The organism is Streptomyces sp. NPDC005878 (assembly GCF_040629815.1).
Classification (GTDB): domain Bacteria; phylum Actinomycetota; class Actinomycetes; order Streptomycetales; family Streptomycetaceae; genus Streptomyces.
The window spans coordinates 98,529-115,293 of sequence record NZ_JBEXWK010000015.1; the positions used below are offsets into that span (position 1 = coordinate 98,529).

Consider the following 16,765-nt stretch of genomic DNA (forward strand, 5'->3'; position numbering starts at 1 on the left):
CTCACCACCTCACCGTGCAAGACACGAAAAGCCATACGGGAGGAACGGCATGGGCGACAAGGCGAGTGCACATCCCGGAGCCGCCGGCAGGGCAGCTACGGCCGACCACCCCTCATCCGTACGGAACGTGGTGCTGGTCGGCCACAGCGGATCCGGGAAGACGACATTGGTGGAAGCGCTCGCGCTGACGGCCGGGGCCGTCAACCGCGCGGGCCGGGTCGAGGACGGCGGGACCGTCTCCGACTACGACGAGATCGAACACCGGCAGCAGCGCTCGGTCCAGCTCTCGCTGGTCCCGGTGGAATGGGGCGGCTGCAAGATCAATATCCTGGACACCCCGGGATACGCCGACTTCGTCGGAGAACTCAGGGCCGGTCTGCGAGCGGCGGACGCGGCCCTCTTCGTCGTCTCCGCCTCGGACGGCGTGGACGGCGCCACCCGCATGGTGTGGGACGAGTGCGCGGCCGTGGGCATGCCCCGGGCGATCGTGGTCACCCACCTGGAGGCGGCCCGCGCCGACTTCACCGAGATGACCCGGGTGTGCGCCGAGGCCTTCGGCGGCGACGACCCCGACGCCGTACTGCCGCTCTACCTGCCGCTGCACGGACCCGAGGGACCGGACGGCCACGCGCCGGTCACCGGCCTGATCGGGCTCCTCTCGCAGCGTGTGTACGACTACGCCTCCGGCGAGCGCAAGGAGGCCGAGCCCGGTCCCGAGCACCTCCCGCTCATCGAGGAGGCCCGCAACCGGCTGATCGAGGGGATCATCGCCGAGAGCGAGGACGAGACCCTCATGGACCGCTATCTCGGTGGCGCGGAGATCGACGTCAAGACGCTGGTCGACGACCTGGAGCGGGCGGTCGCGCGCGGCACCTTCCACCCCGTCCTCGCCGCCGCGCCCGCCGCCGGCGGCGCCCGCCAGGGCATCGGCACCGTGGAGCTCCTGGAGCTGATCACCGGCGGCTTCCCGACCCCGCTGGAGCGCACGGCGCCCGAGGTCACCACCCCGGAGGGCGCCGCGCGCCCCACCCCGGTCTGCGCTCCCGACGGCCCGCTGGTCGCCGAGGTGATCAAGACCTCGTCCGACCCGTACGTCGGCCGCGTCAGCCTGGTCCGGGTCTTCTCCGGCACCCTCCACCCCGACGAGACCGTCCATGTCTCCGGGCACGGGATGACCGACCGGGGCCACGAGGACCACGATCTCGACGAGCGGATCGGTGCCCTCTCCTCCCCCTTCGGCAAGCAGCAGCGCACCCTGGCCTCCTGCATCGCGGGGGACATCGCGTGCGTGGCCAAGCTGACCCGCGCCGAGACCGGGGACACCCTCTCGGACAAGGACGACCCGCTGCTCATGGCGCCCTGGGACATGCCCGACCCGCTGCTCCCCCTCGCCATCCAGGCCCACAGCAAGGCCGACGAGGACAAGCTCTCGCAGGGGCTCTCCCGGCTCGTCGCCGAGGACCCGACCATGCGCCTGGAGCAGAACCCGCACACCCACCAGCTGGTCCTGTGGTGCCTGGGCGAGGCCCACCGGGACGTGGCCCTGGAGCGGCTGCGCAGCCGCTACGGCGTCCAGGTCGACGTCGTCCCGCACAAGGTCTCCCTGCGCGAGACCTTCGGCGACACCGTCACCGGGCGCGGGCGCCACGTCAAGCAGTCCGGCGGCCACGGCCAGTACGCGATCTGCGAGATCGAGGTAGCGCCGCTGCCGCCCGGTTCCGGCATCGAGTTCGTCGACAAGGTGGTGGGCGGGGCCGTGCCGCGCCAGTTCATCCCGTCCGTCGAGAAGGGCGTACGCGCCCAGGCGGCCAGGGGCGTGGCCGCCGGCTACCCGCTCGTCGACGTACGGATCACGCTGCTGGACGGCAAGGCCCACTCGGTGGACTCCTCCGACGCCGCCTTCCAGACCGCCGGGGCGCTCGCCCTGCGCGAGGCGGCCGCCGGCGCCCGCGTCCATCTGCTGGAACCCGTCGCCGAGCTCCAGGTCCTGGTGCCCGACGACTACGTCGGCCCGGTCATGAGCGATCTGTCCGGGCGCCGGGGCCGCGTCGTCGGCACCGAGCAGGCGGGCCCGGGGCGCACCCTGGTACGGGCCGAGGTGCCGGAGATCGAGATCGGGCGGTACGCGATCGACCTGCGCTCCGTCTCGCACGGCACCGGCCGGTTCGACCGCGCGTACGCCCGGCACGAGCCGATGCCGCCGCAACTGACGGAGAAGATCCGGGAATCGATGGAAAAGACCGGTTAGACACGGAAACTGACGGCTCGTCGGAAGCGCCGTCCGCCCAACCCCCTTGCGGTGGACGGCATTCCGACGTCCCGTGTCGCTGGGGCGCGGACCCCGATACGCTGGGTCCCTGCTCAGCAGGTGTGCGGGGAACGGCAGTCGGGAAGAGGCCGCACAGCGACGATGTGCGGCGATGGGGGCGGCAGTGGCGGACCAACCATTCGACTTCTCACCCGGGGCCCAGGTCCCGCTCCAGGGTGCGGCGGGCCAGACGGCGGCGACCCAGGCACTCGCCTCGGCCGCCTACCGCGACAGCCCGGTCACCGACATCCTCAAGGCCAACAACGAGTGGCACGAGTCGGTCGTCACCAAGCCCCGGCTCTCGCTCTTCGAACCCAACCTCGGTGAGGCCTTCTCCCGCGCCGTGCAGTCCCGCATGCTCGGCGCCACCCGCAAGGCGCTCATCCAGTCCTTCGGCACCGAGCCCCAGACCGTCGTCGAGCACTGCCTCGCCGCGATCCGCATCCGCAAGGAGCGCGACACCAGGCTCACCCTGGTCACCGCTGTCTTCGGGGTGCTCTTCCTGCCCGGGCTGCTGCTCTGGCTCGGCCTCTTCCAACTGCGCCGCACCCTCGCCGGCGCCAAGGACCGCCGCGTCGGCGCCCTCGGCAACCTGCTCCTGCTGGCCTTCGGCGTGCTCGCGGTGATCGCCCTGGTCAAGCTGCCCTTCGGCGGCTTCCTGGCGATCTACCTGCGCGCCATGCTGGTCATGCCCGTCCTCGGCTGGTTCTGGGCCAAGCAGATCTGCGAGGCCACCGCCAGGGACCTGCGGGCCCGCTGGAACGGCCTGCTCTCCGGGGGCGGCGTCGGCGCCAAGATCCCCGAGGCCGTACCGAAGAACCCCCACGAGACCGCCGCCGAAAGGCTGCGCCAGAGCCTGGCCAAGCTCACCGCCGAACAGCAGAGCAACGCCGTCTTCTACGCCGGGCCCAAGGGCATACTCGGCATGGGCACCCGCTGGGGCAGCTGGCAGCTGGCCGAGGAGCTCGTCTCCAAGGAGCCCGGCAAGGAGATCCACGGCTTCCGCAGCTGGGACGTCATCAAGTCCATCCAGGACCGCCTCCAGCTCCTCGAACGCGGCCCGCTGCACACCGGCGGCTTCCCCCGGCCCTCGGTCACCAACTGGGTGGTCTCCCCCGTCGGCGAGAACGCCAAGGAGGTCGCCCGGCCCACCGGCCAGGACGTCGACAGCTTCCAGGTCCGCCAGCACGAGGTCCAGCGGATCTGCAACGAGCAGCAGTTCTCCAGCGGCAACCGCCACTACCTGGGCGTGCAGTTCACCCTCTGGGACGGCCAGCTGGTGATCACCATGATGATCACCGTGACCGTGCTCCACGAGACCCTGCGCATCGAGGTCACCGGCCACGCGCTGGGCCCGGTGCACGCCCTGTTCACCACCAAGCCCAGCCCCAAGACCAAGTCGGTCGACAAGACGTTCAAGTTCTGGGAGAAGAAGGAGATACAGCTTCCGCTGGTCGAGCCGCGCGAGGTCGTCCGCCTCGCCGCCCGCGCCCCGCTCACCTGGTACCCGCCGCTCCTGGACCACCTCGGGGGCAAGCTCGTGCTGCCCGAGCCGTTCGGTCTGCGGCACGCCTGGGCCGACAAGCCCTGGCGCCACCGCTTCATGGCCGACGACGCGATGCGGGCGGCCACCCCGGTCCTGCGCGTGGTGCACGCCGCCGCGATGAAGGTGCTGGACGAGAACGGCGTGGACACCGAGCGCTTCACCAACCGCTCGATGGTCCTGAGCGGCATGGTGCAGGACCCGGCGCCGCGCAAGGCCGACCTGTACGACGCCTGAGCGTCAGCTCCTGGGCCACGCCCGCGCGAGCATCTCGCGGGTGTCGCCCAGGAGTTGGGGCAGGATCTTGGTGTGGCCGACGACCGGCATGAAGTTGGTGTCGCCGCCCCAGCGGGGCACGATGTGCTGGTGCAGATGCGCGGCGATACCGGCGCCCGCGACCGAGCCCTGGTTCATGCCGATGTTGAAGCCGTGCGCCCCGGAGGCGGTCCGCAGCGCCGTCATGGCCTGCTTGGTGAGCTCGGCGAGTTCCAGGGTCTCGGCGGCGTCCAGACCGGTGTAGTCGGCGACGTGCCGGTAGGGCACGACCATGAGGTGGCCGCCGTTGTACGGGTAGAGGTTCAGCACCGCGTACACGTGCTCGCCCCGGGCCACCACGAGCCCGTCCTCGTCCGACTTGGCCGGGATCGAGCAGAAGGGGCAGCCGTCGCCGGCGTCCGGGCCGGTCGGCTTGTTCTCGCCCTGGATGTACGCCATCCGGTGGGGCGTCCACAGGCGCTGGAAGGCGTCCTGGACCCCCACTCCGATCTGCTGCTCCGGCTCACTCGTCATGCTGTGCAGCATATGACTTCGCGGTCGGCGACGAGGAGCGGCCCCCGGGGAGCGGGGCTTCCCGGGGGCCGCGTCGAGCTGGTGGGGCGCGTCAGACCTGCGCCCGCTCCTCGACGACCTTCAGCAGCTTGGCGATGGCCTCGTCGACCGGGATGCCGTTCTCCTGCGAGCCGTCGCGGTAGCGGAACGAGACGGCGCCGGCGGCCATGTCCTCGTCACCCGCGATGACCATGAACGGGACCTTGGCCTTCTGGTGGTTGCGGATCTTCTTCTGCATCCGGTCCGAGGACGCGTCCACCTCGACCCGCAGGCCCTTCTTCTTCGCCGCGGCCGCGAACTCCTGGAGGTACGGGATGTGGGCGTCGCCGATCGGGATGCCGACCGCCTGGACCGGGGCCAGCCACGGCGGCATGACGCCCGCGTAGTGCTCCAGGAGCACCGCGAAGAAGCGCTCGATCGAGCCGAACAGCGCGCGGTGGATCATGACCGGGCGCTGCTTGGACCCGTCCGGACCGGTGTACTCCAGGTCGAAGCGCTCCGGCAGGTTGAAGTCGAGCTGCACGGTCGACATCTGCCAGGTGCGGCCGATGGCGTCCTTGCACTGCACGGAGATCTTCGGGCCGTAGAACGCGGCGCCGCCCGGGTCCGGGACCAGCGGGAGGCCCTGCTTCTCGGCGACCTGCCGCAGGGTCTCGGTGGCCTCCTCCCAGACCTCGTCCGAGCCGACGAACTTCTCCGGGTCCTTGGTGGACAGCTCCAGGTAGAAGTCGGTCAGACCGTAGTCGCGCAGCAGGTTCAGGACGAAGGTGAGCGTCTTGTCGAGCTCCTCCGCCATCTGCTCCCTGGTGCAGTAGATGTGCGCGTCGTCCTGGGTGAAGCCGCGGGCCCGGGTCAGGCCGTGCACGACGCCCGACTTCTCGTACCGGTACACCGTCCCGAACTCGAACAGGCGCAGCGGCAGCTCACGGTAGGACCGGCCCCGCGCGTCGAAGATCAGGTTGTGCATCGGGCAGTTCATGGGCTTGAGGTAGTAGTCCACGCCCTCGTCGAGCTGCATGGGCGGGTACATGCCGTCGGCGTACCAGTCCAGGTGGCCCGACTGCTCGAAGAGCTTCCCCTTGGTCGCGTGGGGGGTGTAGACGAACTCGTAGCCCTCCTCCTCGTGCCGCTTGCGGCTGTAGTCCTCCATGACCCGGCGGATGATGCCGCCCTTGGGGTGGAAGACGGCGAGGCCGGAGCCGATCTGCTCCGGGATGGAGAACAGGTCGAGCTCGGCGCCGAGCTTGCGGTGGTCGCGCTTCTCGGCCTCGGCGAGGAAGTCGAGGTGCGCCTTCAGCTCGTCCTTGGACGGCCACGCGGTGCCGTAGATGCGCTGGAGCATCGGGTTCTTCTCGCTGCCGCGCCAGTACGCGGCGGCGTTGCGCATCAGCTTGAACGCCGGGATGTTCCGGGTGGTCGGCAGGTGCGGACCGCGGCAGAGGTCCTTCCAGCACAGCTCGCCGGTCTTGGCGTCCAGGTTGTCGTAGATGGTCAGCTCGCCGCCGCCCACCTCGACGTCCGCGCCGTCGTCGGAGGAGGCCGAGCCCTTGATGCCGATGAGCTCCAGCTTGTAGGGCTCGTCCGCGAGCTCCTCGCGGGCGGCCTCGTCGGTGACGACGCGGCGCGAGAAGCGCTGCCCCCGCTTCTGGATCTCCTGCATCTTCTTCTCGATGGCCTTCAGGTCCTCGGGGGTGAAGGGCCGCTCGACGTCGAAGTCGTAGTAGAAGCCGTCCCGGACCGGCGGGCCGATGCCCAGCTTGGCCTCGGGGAAGAGCTCCTGGACGGCCTGGGCCATCACATGGGCGGTGGAGTGGCGCAGGATGTTGAGGCCGTCCTCGGAGGAGATCTCGACGGGCTCGACCTCCTCGCCGTCCTTCACCACGTGGGCGAGGTCCTTCAGCTCACCGGCCACGCGGGCCGCCACGATGGTGCGCTCACCGGCGAAGAGCTCGGCAGCCGTAGTGCCCGTCGTCACCACGCGCTCTTCCCGCTCGGAATCGCGATGGATGATCACACGGACGTCTGACACCGGTCTCTCCTGACTGAAGGGGTACGCACGCTCGTACCGCGTACGCGAGGGAATCCTACCGAGCCGGTGGCCTCCCCCGCGAAACAGTTCCCGCTGCCCCGCGCCCCCTCACTCCTCCCCCGCGCACGCCTCCTCGAAGAAGGCCACGCTCTCCATGGTCCCCTGGATCGACTTCATCAGCCGGTCCCGCTCGGCGTCGTCCACCTGGACCGGGGCCACGCCGGTCGCCCCGGCGAGCCGGCGGAAGCCGCCCCGGCTCTCCAGCCGGCCCGCCACCCGGATGGGCAGCCCGACGAGGTGGGCGTGGCCGGCGATCCGGTAGGCCTCCTCGTCCAGCTCCATCCGTACGTACGGGATCTCCGCGCCCGCCAGCACCCGCAGCCGTACGGTCCCCGGTCCGCGCGGCCCCGAGCGCCGCAGCCGGACCACCGCGCCGGTGACCCGGACCGGCAGCGCGGGCTCGTCCCGGAGGTAGCGCACCCCGGCCTCGCGCAGGGCGGGCAGGTCGCCGGGCGAGAACTCGACGGGTTCGGGACGCGGCGCGCAGCCGGCCGGGACGCCCGCCGCCGGGGCCCACTCCAGGGCCACGCGGACGCCCTCCGAGCCCGCGACCAGGGCGACGACCGCCTCGGTCAGCTCGCGGCTGGCCCCGGCGGCGACGGCCGTGTCGAAGGCCTCAAGGCCGCCGGTGGTCCGGCGGTAGTCGACGGCCTCGCGGACCGCGTACAGCGCCTCGTAGAGCCGCACCACGACCGGGCGGGCCTGTTCCACGGGGACGAACGCGGTGAGCCGTCCGCCGGGCGCCTGGGCCACCAGGACGCGCTCCAGGGCGGCGAGCGCCTGCCGCCGGTGGCGGGCGCCGTAGTACCCGGCGCGGCCGCGCACGGCGAGCGCCGCGGCCAGGAGCATGCGGTGGGCGGCGCCGCGCAGCCGCTCCTGCTCGGCCCAAGGAGTGGCGCCGGAGGGGCCGGGCGGGGCGCCGCGCCACCAGCGGACCTCGTCGCTGGGGACGGCGAGGGAGACCAGCACCTCGCGCGCGGAGGGCTCGGCCGAGCGGGCCAGCGCGGTGAGCGCCTCGCCGATCAGGTCCTCGCTGTCGGGGTACGCGCGGCTCTCGGGCACCAGCAGGCTCGTCCCCGGTCCGGCGCCCGCGGGAGGGGTCCAGCGCGCGTACCGTCCCGCCGCCCCGCCGCGCCGTTGCCAGCCGTGGCGGCGCAGCAGCACGCCCAGCACGGCCGGGTCCACCTGTGCCGGGACGGGTTCCACCGCCCCGGGCCCGCCCGGCTCCCCGCTCGACAGACGCATCAGGGCCTCCCTCCCACCCCGACCCGGGTCATGATCTCGCAGAGCGCGCGATCGTCGAAGATCCGCGAGGTCGGTATCCGCACCGTGGTCCTGCGCCGTCCGGTCACCGCGTGGCCGGCCAGGTTGGTCCAGTAGCAGCAGTGCCGCAGCGCGAGCCGGTCGTGGCCCGCGCGCAGCCACTCGTCCCGACTCCTGGGCACGAGCATCACGACCAGGATCTTGTGCACCGAGACGGGGGTGCGGGCCAGCTTCACCAGGTGCTCGTTGTCGAGGGTGAAGGAGAAGGCCCCGCCCGGGGGGTGCGGGGGGATCTGGTACGTGGACTTGAGCTGCACCTTGATCGTGACTTCGTCGTCGACGGTGTGGCCGGGGGCGCTGTGGCTCACGTGCCAGTCGATCCCGTTGTCCGGAAAGGGCTGTGAGAGCGAGCAGCCGGCGGCTGCCGCCACGGCGTGGAGATAGCCCACCTGGAGGGTCTCCATGCAGGCGGTGGTGGCGAGTGAGCCGCGCGGCGGTCCGGTCGGCCCGGACAGGAGCCCGCTCGGCTCGGGCTGCGCGATCGCCATGGCCGTCGTACGCCTTCCGTCAACTCGCGGGCCCGTCACCTGTGTTGTTGCCGATGGGCGTACGCCGCAAACGGCCCGGGTATCACCGGATCGGGCAGGGGACGCACGCCATCTGCCAAGGGCGCAAAGGGAGTTGAACCATGACGTGCTGGTATGAAGGCCCCCTGGCCGCTTTCGACACCGAGACGACGGGGGTGGACGTCGAGCGGGACCGGCTGGTCTCGGCCGCGCTGGTGGTGCAGGACGGCCCGGGTTCGCGCCCGCGGTCGACGCGCTGGCTGGTGAATCCGGGCATACCGGTGCCGGCCGCCGCGACCGCCGTGCACGGGCTCACCGACGAGCACCTCCAGCTGAACGGGCGGTGGCCCGCGCCGGTGATGGACGAGGTGGCCAGGGCGCTGGCCGAGGAGTGCGCGGCGGGCCGCCCGCTGGTGGTGATGAACGCGCCGTTCGATCTGACGCTGCTGGATAGGGAGTTGAGGCGGCACCGCGCCTCGTCGCTGGCGCGCTATCTGGACGGCGCGCCGCTGCGGGTGCTCGACCCGCGGGTCCTGGACAAGCATCTGGACCGGTACCGCAAGGGCCGGCGCACGCTCTCCGATCTGTGCGAGCACTACGGGGTGGCACTGGAGGGCGCCCATGAGGCGGCGGCGGACGCGCTGGCCGCGCTGGAGGTCGTACGGGCGGTGGGCCGGCGGTTCGCGGCGCGGCTCGAACGGCTGACGCCGGCGGAGATCCACACGCTCCAGACGGGCTGGCACGCGGCCCAGGCGCGGGGCTTGCAGGCGTGGTTCACCCGCAACGGGACGCCGGAGGCGGTCGATCCGGCGTGGCCGGTGCGCCCGGAGCTTCCGGCCGCGGCCTGAGCGCCGCCGTCCGGACGGCGGCCTGGGCGGGACAAAGCAGAAGGCCGGTCCGTCGATGACGGACCGGCCTTCTCCCGGTGGGCGATACTGGGTTCGAACCAGTGACCTCTTCGGTGTGAACGAAGCGCTCTCCCACTGAGCTAATCGCCCGGGAACGGACTGAACCATACAGGCCCGGACGGCCCGGGTTCAAACTCCGTTCAGCAGGGCGGTCAGCCCCCGCCGTCCCGAGCGCATCATCAGGGCGTGGTTGGCGACGAAGACGGGCCGCCCGGGAAGCGCGAGGCGCCGCATCAGCGGCTTGCGCACCTCGACCTCCTGCTCGTACAGCGCGCGCGTGCCGCCGCCCAGCGCGCCGAGCGTCCAGCGGGCCCAGCCGTCCAGGTCGCCGCTCATGGCGGTCTCCAGGACACCGTCCGCCTCGTCGCGGCGCGACTCGCGGGCGGTGACGACCAGGTCGTACGGCAGGAGCGAGCGGAACCTGACGCTGCCCGCGCGGCCGTCACCGCCGTCGGCGACGACCTCGCGGACCTGCGGCCACCAGCGGGGGTACTCCTCGGGGCGGGCCAGGACCGCGAAGACGGCGGCGGGCGGGGCGGGCAGGTGCCAGACGCTGCGGAACCGGTAGTGGCTCCATCGCGCGGTCGTCGGCCTCATGAGGGAAGTCTGCGCCGGGGAGCGGAAAGTACACCGGTCCCGGGTGGCGCGTTCCCCGAACGCCGAAGGCCCGGAGATCCGTGGTGGATCTCCGGGCCTTCGGTCCGGGTGGGCGATACTGGGTTCGAACCAGTGACCTCTTCGGTGTGAACGAAGCGCTCTCCCACTGAGCTAATCGCCCGGGCGCACCGCAAACATTACCGCATGTCAGCGGGGCGTTTGACCAGGGTGGCGGGGTCCGCCGGTCAGTCGTTGATCTTCCACGGCATGACGAGGCCGAACTTCCAGAGGTAGATCCCGGCGAGCACCGCCATGATCACCAGAGCCACCGTCGTCAGGATGATGTTCCGCCGCCGCACCTTGGGATCGAGGGCGCGCTGCGCGGCCTCGGTGACCTTCCGCTTGGTCCAGCGCAGCACCAGCTGGGCCCAGACGAACTCGGTCGCCCAGATCGCCATGCCGCCGAAGATCACCAGCCAGCCGGGCCCCGGGAGCGGAAGCATGATGACGCCCGCCACGACCACCGCGAGACCCACCACGAAGACGCCGACCTGCCAGCTCAGGTGGAGCGTCCTGGACGCCTTGATGAAGGCCGGTGCCCGCGATCCCAGCGCCGCGTCCGGCGCCCCGGCCTGCTCGTCACTCCCCGTATTCATGCGCTCCAACCTACCCGACGCGGATGCTCACCAGAATGGCCGCATAACCCAAAGTAATACTCCGCCGTACGAGCTACCTGAACACCCGCAAAACGGCCAGAGGGGTTTACAACGGCACCGTAGGTGGCATGTCGATTTCGCCGACGTGCGAATCCCCGAGCGCACACTGAGCGAAAGGCCCTGGCGCTTATGAACACCACGGTCAGCTGCGAGCTGCACCTGCGCCTCGTTGTGTCGAGCGAGTCCTCACTGCCTGTACCGGCGGGCCTGCGGTATGACACGGCCGATCCCTACGCCGTGCACGCCACCTTCCACACCGGAGCCGAGGAGACCGTCGAGTGGGTGTTCGCCCGCGACCTCCTCGCCGAGGGCCTGCACCGGCCCACCGGTACCGGAGACGTCAGAGTCTGGCCGTCGCGCAGCCACGGTCAGGGCGTCGTCTGCATCGCCCTCAGCTCCCCGGAAGGAGAAGCCCTGCTCGAAGCCCCGGCGCGGGCGCTGGAGTCGTTCCTGAAGCGGACCGACGCCGCGGTGCCACCGGGCACCGAGCACCGTCACTTCGATCTCGACACGGAGCTCTCGCACATCCTGGCGGAGAACTGAGCCAGCCCGAGAGCCGCACGGCGCCGTCCGACTCGGGGAGACGGCGCACGGACACCCGCATAGGCACGCCCCCCTCCTAGGCATCGCACCGGCGCCCGTCCCGCGAGCACCCTCGCGGGACGGGCGCCGGTGCGCCGCGCGCGGAAGCCAGTAGAGTCGGCCAGCATCGGCGGGCACCGGCCCGCAGCAGGCCAGGGAGCGAATCGTGCTGATCCCTCACGACACCCGGATCGCCCTCGACATCGTGGTCGATCTGGTGAACACCGCGCCGGAGGGCGAGGAGCCCGACCGGCTCGCCGACATCGAGGCGCTGTACGACTTCGCGCGGGAGCACGACGTCAGCGGCGTGGACAGCCTGACCGCGCGGGACCTCTCCGGTGTACGGACCGTGCGCGACCGGTTCTCGGCCGTCTTCGAGGCGCCGGACGCCCGGGCGGCCGCCGGCCTGGTCAACGAGATCGTGGCCGAGGCGGGCACCACCCCCCAGCTGACCGACCACGACGGCTACGACTGGCATGTGCACTACTTCGCGCCCGGCGCCTCGATCGCCGACCACCTGGCCGCCGACGGCGGGATGGCGCTGGCGTTCATCGTGGTCACCGGCGAGCAGGAGCGGCTGCGCCGGTGCGAGGCGCCGGACTGCGGGCGGGCCTTCGTGGACCTCTCGCGCAACCGCTCTCGCCGCTACTGCGACAGCCGCACCTGCGGGAACCGGCTGCACGTCGCCGCCTACCGGGCCCGGCGCAAGGAAGCCGCGGGCTGATCCCGGGCGCCCTTCCGCACGGCCGGTCACAAGAGGTACAGGTCGTGCACGGCCGCCATGAGCAGCAGAAAGCCGATTACCCCGAGGAAGATCATCAGGGGTGGCTGCGAAAGGGCGAAGAGGCAGCCGCGCGGCTCGTCGGCCAGGGTCGCGGGGCGCGGGTCTTCGGGCGGCGCGGGGACGTGCCCCGGGGAAGTGTCCAGCATCTCGGGGTGATGATGGACCAGCGGCGGCACCGCCGTGCGCCAACACGCCCACTCGGAGAGGGAGTTACTTCGATGTTGACGGGCAAGTGTTCCAGCGCCGCCCGGTCCGGGATCGCCCTCGTCGGCGTGGCGCCCGCGTCGCGCCCGCACGGGCGGGCAATTGCCGGCCGGGCCCGGCAGGGCCCGGAAAACGCCCTCGCATCGTTCATGGGAGCGCTCCCGGCGCCTGGCCGGAATTCAGTCCAACTGAAATTCCGTATAAGGGAATGAGCGACCATGGGAATTCCGCGACCGGGCCCGCTCACGGCACATTACGGAGCGTCAGATTCCGACGGGGTTTCAGATTCCGCGCGGGGCGGGCGGCCCGCCGGGCTCAGATCCCGTGCTTCTTCAGGATCGCCTCGATGTCGCTGAAGTCGTCCCCGCCCGAGGCGCCCTTCGCCTTGGGGGCGGGCCGGGGCGCGGACCCGCGTCCGGCGCCCAGGGAGGGCGCGGAGGCGGTCGGGGCGACCGCCTCTCCTTGCGCCGCCGCGGCCGCCCTGCGCTCCTTGCGGGTGCCGCCCTCGGAGCGGCGCTCCACGAACCGGGTGGCGGAGAAGAGCAGCCAGGCGATGCCGAGCAGGCCGAAGCCCGCCCAGACGGTCGGCTTGAAGACGATGTCGGACACCCACCCCACGACGCCCGTCATGACCAGGGCCACGGGCACCAGCGCGTAGGCGGCGATCCGGGTGGCCGCCAGGAAGCGCTTGCGGTACGCCGTGACGGCGGCGATGCCCAGTCCGGCGGCGGACGCGGCGGAGCAGACGGTCTCGGCAAGCATCCGGTTCCTCCAGACATGGGGGGTGTGGCCCTTCCATCCTGCACCGCCGCGGCCCGTCCGGGCCACGGTGGGCCGGGACATCAGGGAGATCTCGGGGGGCGGATCCTCCCCAGGTCCCGGTTGGGGCCCCTCGGGCCGGGCTGGAAGACTGGTCCCATGAGCGAGACCACCCCCGAAACCGGCTCCGCCCCCGTCGTCCTCGACGTGTGGTGCGAGCTCCAGTGCCCCGACTGCCACGCCGCCCTCGACGACGTCCGCGCCCTGCGGGACCAGTACGGCGACCGGCTCGACATCCGGCTGCGGCACTTCCCGCTGGAGAAGCACAAGCACGCCTACGCCGCCGCCCAGGCCGCCGAGGAGGCGTTCGAGCAGGGCCGGGGCTGGCCGTACGTGGAGGCGGTGCTCGCCCGTACCGGGGAGCTCGGCGAGCGGGGCGAGCGCGTTCTGCTCGACACCGCGCGGGAACTGGGCCTGGACGCCGAGGAGTTCGACACCGCGCTCATCGACGGCCGGCACCTGCTGATCGTCGACGCCGACCAGGCGGAGGGCAAGGCGATCGGCGTCACCGGCACCCCCACGTACGTCATCGACGGCGAGCGCCTGGACGGCGGCAAGAGCCAGGAGGGCCTGCGCGCCCGCGTCCAGGAGATCGCGGACCGGCTGCTGGGCGCGTAGCGCTCCCCCGGGCGACGCGGGGTTCGTCCGGCCGCGGCCCGTGCCGGGCAGGACACGCGGTTCCCCCTGCCCGCGCGGGGTTCAGATCAGCGCCTTCGCCCGGTTGTACTCGACCGGCTCGTACCCCAGCGACTCGTAGAGCCGCAGGGCCGGGATGTTGTCGGTGAAGACGTGCAGGGCCACTGTGGACATCCCGTCGGCCAGCGCCGCCCGCTCGGCCAGCAGCATCAGGGACCGGCCGTGGCCCCGGCCCCGGTGCTCCTCGGCGACGGCCACGTCGTACACGTACGCGCCCGGCTCCTCGTCCGGCCGCCGCCGGGCCACCCAGACGTGCCCGACCACGGCGCCGTCGCTCACCAGCACCTCCAGATGGGTGCCGGGCGTCGCCAGGCCCTCGGGGAGCAGTGCGCGGTGGTCGGCCTCGGCCTTCGCGCGGGCCTGGTCGGCGGGGACGCCCCGGGCGATCCAGCTCCGGGCGTAGTTCTCCTGCTCGTCGTGGTGCCAGACGGTGAACTCGGCCTCGGTCATCGGCCGCCCCGCGACCGAGGCGGGCAGCGCGGGCGGCTCGGCGGGCAGCCGCTTGGCCATGACCCGGCTGCGTTCGGTGTAGCCGAGCGCGTCGGCCAGCCGCAGGGCGGCCACGGCGTCCGCGGGCACCGCCGCGCGCACCTGGGTGCAGCCCCAGCCCCGCAGCACCTCCTCGGCGGCGAGCAGCGCGACGGTGCCCCGGCCGCGGCCCCGGTCGGGCTCCTCGACGCGCAGCCCCCGGATCACTCCCATGGCGGGGCCGAACGCGGGGTCGGTGGCGAGGGTGATCGTGCCGACGCGTCTGCTGTTGACGCAGACGTCGTAACGACGGAAGGCGGCGCCGTCGGCGCCCTGCTGGAGCGGCCCGGTCGGCCGGATGGTGGTGGTCATCAAGGCCGTTGTACCTGCCGGGCCGCCCGTCCGTCACCGGATTTGCCGGGATGCGGGCTCCCGGGGGCCGTTACGGGTCGAGGTCGGAGGCGGCCCGCTCGTCGAAGACGCGCATCGCCTTGGCGGTCACCGGGCCCGGCGCGCCGGTCAGCTCGCGGCCGTCGACGCGGTGCACGGCCTGGACGTCCCGGAGCGTGGAGGTCAGGAAGACCTCCTCGGCGCTCTCCAGCACCGCCAGGGGCAGCTCGGTCTCCTGGGCGCCGGTCCACTCCACGACCAGCTCGCGGGTGATCCCGGCGAGGCAGCCGGAGGCGAGCGGCGGGGTGTGCAGCTGCCCGTCGAGGACGACGAAGACGTTGGAGCCGGTCCCCTCGCAGAGCGCGCCGACGGTGTTGCCGAAGAGGGCCTCACTGGCGCCCCGCTCATGGGCACGGGCCAGCGCGACGACGTTCTCGGCGTACGAGGTGGTCTTCAGGCCGGCGACGGCACCGCGCTCGTTGCGCGTCCAGGGGACGGTGATCACGGCGGTGGTGTCGGGGCGCCGGGTGCTCTCGCCGAGGGCCACCACCAGGGTGGGGCCCGCGTCGCCGCGGTCGGAGCCGAGCGGCGAGAGACCGCCGGTGTAGGTGATCCGCAGCCGGCCGAGCGCGACCGGGTTGGCCGCGAGGACGGCGGCGCAGGCGCGGCGCACCTCGTCCGGGTCGGGGTCGGGCAGCCCGAGGCCCCGGGCCGAACGGGTCAGCCGGGCGAGATGGCGGGTCAGCGCGAACAGCGTGCCCTCCCGCGCCTTCACCGTCTCGAAGACGCCGTCGCCCACGGTCATCCCGTGGTCCAGGACGGACACCTGTGCGGCGTCGGCGTCCCGCAGTCCGCCGTTCACCCATATCTGCATCTACGCGGTCCTTCCACTCGGCGTACGGGCGCCCGACGCTACCGCGAGGAGCCGCTCCGCCTTCAGCTCGGTCTCCGCCCACTCGCGCTCGGGGTCCGAGCCCCAGGTGATGCCCGCGCCGGTGCCGAAGCGCAGGACGCCGTGCGGACGGTCGATCCAGAAGGTGCGTATGCCCACGGCGAGCTCGCCGCGGCGCCGGTCGGCGTCGACCCAGCCGATGCCGCCGCAGTAGGGCCCGCGCGGGGCGGTCTCCAGCGCCTCGATGATCCGCAGCGCGCTGGACTTGGGCGCGCCGGTGACCGACCCGGGCGGGAAGGCGGCGTCCAGGAGCTCCCGCCAGCCCGCTCCCTCGCGCAGCTCGCCGCGGACGGTCGAGACGAGGTGGACCAGGCCCGGATGCGGCTCGACCGCGCAGAGCTCGGGGACGGTCACCGAGCCGGTGGCGCAGACCCGGCCCAGGTCGTTGCGGACCAGGTCGACGATCATCACGTTCTCGGCGTGGTCCTTCTCCAGGAGGTCCTCGGCCGTGCGGCCGGTCCCCTTGATGGGCCCGGACTCGACGACCCGTTCCGTACGCCGCAGGAAGAGCTCGGGCGAGGCGGTGGCGATCTCCACGCCGTGCGCCGGCAGCCGGATCGTTCCCGCGTACGGGGCCGGGTTGCCCCGGGCGAGCAGCGCGGTGAGCGCGTCGACGTCGGCGCGGGCCGGGTCGGGCAGCGGCGCGCTCAGAACGCGGCAGAGGTTGGCCTGGTAGACCTCGCCGGCCGCGATGTGCTCGCGGATCCTGCGCACGCCCGCGGTGTACGCGGCGCGGTCGAGCGAGGACGTCCAGTCACCGGCGGCGGGCCCGCGCCAGGCGCCCGGGACCGGGGCGGGCACGGGGGCGGCCCGGACGTCCGCGAAGCGGGCACAGACGAGCCGGCCCTCGAAGTCGGCCGCGACCGCCCAGAAGCCGGAGGAGTCCAGCGCCTCCGGGTCGGCGGTCACATCGCGGAGATCGGTGGCGAGGAGCCCGCCGAAACGGGCCAGAGGAGCGAGGTCATGCACGGTTGCGAGTCTAGGGGCGCCGCCGCGCGGCCGCCCCGGACCGGGCGCGGACCTGGGACGACACCGGGCGCGGGGCGGGCCGG

Annotated in this window: 17 protein-coding genes and 2 tRNA genes; 6 read left to right on the forward strand and 13 right to left on the reverse strand. The window is 72.4% G+C overall.

Features of this window, described 5'->3' with window-relative positions; genetic code table 11:
- Window positions 1-49: 49 nt before the first annotated feature.
- Both ABZ404_RS22195 and ABZ404_RS22200 read left to right on the forward strand, forming a co-directional pair.
- Window positions 50-2,248 (forward strand): elongation factor G-like protein EF-G2, encoded by a 2,199-nt coding sequence (locus ABZ404_RS22195; RefSeq protein WP_358835935.1) that lies wholly within the window; start codon window positions 50-52, stop codon window positions 2,246-2,248.
- A 184-nt stretch (window positions 2,249-2,432) separates the two neighbouring features.
- Entirely contained in the window at window positions 2,433-4,088 is a 1,656-nt protein-coding gene (locus ABZ404_RS22200) for a hypothetical protein (protein ID WP_358835934.1), read from the forward strand.
- A gap of 3 nt (window positions 4,089-4,091) precedes the next feature.
- Here ABZ404_RS22200 and ABZ404_RS22205 read toward each other — a convergent pair whose 3' ends face one another.
- From ABZ404_RS22205 to ABZ404_RS22220, 4 genes are all read right to left on the reverse strand, one after another.
- Complete coding sequence (locus ABZ404_RS22205) at window positions 4,092-4,652, reverse strand: HIT domain-containing protein (RefSeq protein WP_358835933.1); 561 nt, start codon at window positions 4,650-4,652, stop codon at window positions 4,092-4,094.
- A 79-nt stretch (window positions 4,653-4,731) separates the two neighbouring features.
- The gene (thrS, locus tag ABZ404_RS22210; protein WP_358835932.1) at window positions 4,732-6,708 is read right to left on the reverse strand and encodes a threonine--tRNA ligase; all 1,977 of its coding nucleotides are present in this window, start codon (window positions 6,706-6,708) and stop codon (window positions 4,732-4,734) included.
- Window positions 6,709-6,816: 108 nt separating this feature from the next.
- Window positions 6,817-8,013, reverse strand: a complete 1,197-nt coding sequence (locus ABZ404_RS22215) for a hypothetical protein (RefSeq protein WP_358835931.1) — start codon at window positions 8,011-8,013, stop codon at window positions 6,817-6,819.
- On the reverse strand, window positions 8,013-8,579 hold the full coding sequence (locus ABZ404_RS22220; RefSeq protein WP_358835930.1) for a DUF4365 domain-containing protein: 567 nt from the start codon (window positions 8,577-8,579) through the stop codon (window positions 8,013-8,015). Before ABZ404_RS22220 ends, ABZ404_RS22215 begins: the two co-directional genes overlap by 1 nt.
- Before the next feature lie 140 nt (window positions 8,580-8,719).
- On the opposite strand from ABZ404_RS22220, the gene ABZ404_RS22225 reads away from it, so the two are divergent.
- Window positions 8,720-9,445, forward strand: a complete 726-nt coding sequence (locus ABZ404_RS22225; protein ID WP_358835929.1) for a 3'-5' exonuclease — start codon at window positions 8,720-8,722, stop codon at window positions 9,443-9,445.
- 78 nt (window positions 9,446-9,523) lie between these two features.
- On the opposite strand, the gene ABZ404_RS22230 is transcribed toward ABZ404_RS22225, so the two are convergent.
- The 4 genes from ABZ404_RS22230 to ABZ404_RS22245 all read right to left on the reverse strand — a co-directional run bounded on the left by ABZ404_RS22230 (window position 9,524) and on the right by ABZ404_RS22245 (window position 10,758).
- Window positions 9,524-9,595: transfer RNA gene (locus ABZ404_RS22230), tRNA-Val, on the reverse strand.
- Between the two features lie 39 nt (window positions 9,596-9,634).
- The gene (locus tag ABZ404_RS22235; RefSeq protein WP_358837834.1) at window positions 9,635-10,102 is read right to left on the reverse strand and encodes an SRPBCC family protein; all 468 of its coding nucleotides are present in this window, start codon (window positions 10,100-10,102) and stop codon (window positions 9,635-9,637) included.
- 109 nt (window positions 10,103-10,211) lie between these two features.
- Window positions 10,212-10,283 (reverse strand) — tRNA-Val (locus ABZ404_RS22240).
- A gap of 64 nt (window positions 10,284-10,347) precedes the next feature.
- Window positions 10,348-10,758 carry a TIGR02611 family protein gene (locus tag ABZ404_RS22245; RefSeq protein ID WP_358837833.1) on the reverse strand — a complete coding sequence of 137 codons (411 nt, stop codon included), beginning with the start codon at window positions 10,756-10,758 and terminating at the stop codon, window positions 10,348-10,350.
- A gap of 189 nt (window positions 10,759-10,947) precedes the next feature.
- Here ABZ404_RS22245 and ABZ404_RS22250 point away from each other — a divergent pair, with 189 nt between their 5' ends.
- Window positions 10,948-11,361, forward strand: a complete 414-nt coding sequence (locus tag ABZ404_RS22250) for an SsgA family sporulation/cell division regulator (RefSeq protein WP_003987206.1) — start codon at window positions 10,948-10,950, stop codon at window positions 11,359-11,361.
- Between the two features lie 205 nt (window positions 11,362-11,566).
- Entirely contained in the window at window positions 11,567-12,124 is a 558-nt protein-coding gene (locus tag ABZ404_RS22255; RefSeq protein WP_358836918.1) for a CGNR zinc finger domain-containing protein, read from the forward strand.
- 26 nt (window positions 12,125-12,150) lie between these two features.
- On the opposite strand, the gene ABZ404_RS22260 is transcribed toward ABZ404_RS22255, so the two are convergent.
- Together ABZ404_RS22260 and ABZ404_RS22265 are read right to left on the reverse strand one after the other, a co-directional pair.
- Window positions 12,151-12,330, reverse strand: a complete 180-nt coding sequence (locus tag ABZ404_RS22260) for a hypothetical protein (protein WP_358836919.1) — start codon at window positions 12,328-12,330, stop codon at window positions 12,151-12,153.
- 373 nt (window positions 12,331-12,703) lie between these two features.
- Window positions 12,704-13,150 (reverse strand): hypothetical protein, encoded by a 447-nt coding sequence (locus tag ABZ404_RS22265; protein ID WP_358836920.1) that lies wholly within the window; start codon window positions 13,148-13,150, stop codon window positions 12,704-12,706.
- A 156-nt stretch (window positions 13,151-13,306) separates the two neighbouring features.
- Here ABZ404_RS22265 and ABZ404_RS22270 point away from each other — a divergent pair, with 156 nt between their 5' ends.
- Window positions 13,307-13,825 (forward strand): DsbA family protein, encoded by a 519-nt coding sequence (locus tag ABZ404_RS22270; protein WP_358836921.1) that lies wholly within the window; start codon window positions 13,307-13,309, stop codon window positions 13,823-13,825.
- A gap of 81 nt (window positions 13,826-13,906) precedes the next feature.
- Here the strand turns inward: ABZ404_RS22270 and ABZ404_RS22275 are convergent, their stop codons facing one another.
- From ABZ404_RS22275 to ABZ404_RS22285, 3 genes are all read right to left on the reverse strand, one after another.
- The gene (locus ABZ404_RS22275; RefSeq protein ID WP_358836922.1) at window positions 13,907-14,743 is read right to left on the reverse strand and encodes a GNAT family N-acetyltransferase; all 837 of its coding nucleotides are present in this window, start codon (window positions 14,741-14,743) and stop codon (window positions 13,907-13,909) included.
- A gap of 70 nt (window positions 14,744-14,813) precedes the next feature.
- Window positions 14,814-15,635 (reverse strand): aminodeoxychorismate lyase, encoded by an 822-nt coding sequence (locus tag ABZ404_RS22280; RefSeq protein WP_358836923.1) that lies wholly within the window; start codon window positions 15,633-15,635, stop codon window positions 14,814-14,816.
- Window positions 15,636-16,682 (reverse strand): chorismate-binding protein, encoded by a 1,047-nt coding sequence (locus tag ABZ404_RS22285; protein ID WP_358836924.1) that lies wholly within the window; start codon window positions 16,680-16,682, stop codon window positions 15,636-15,638. It lies immediately after the preceding gene.
- Window positions 16,683-16,765 lie beyond the last annotated feature (83 nt).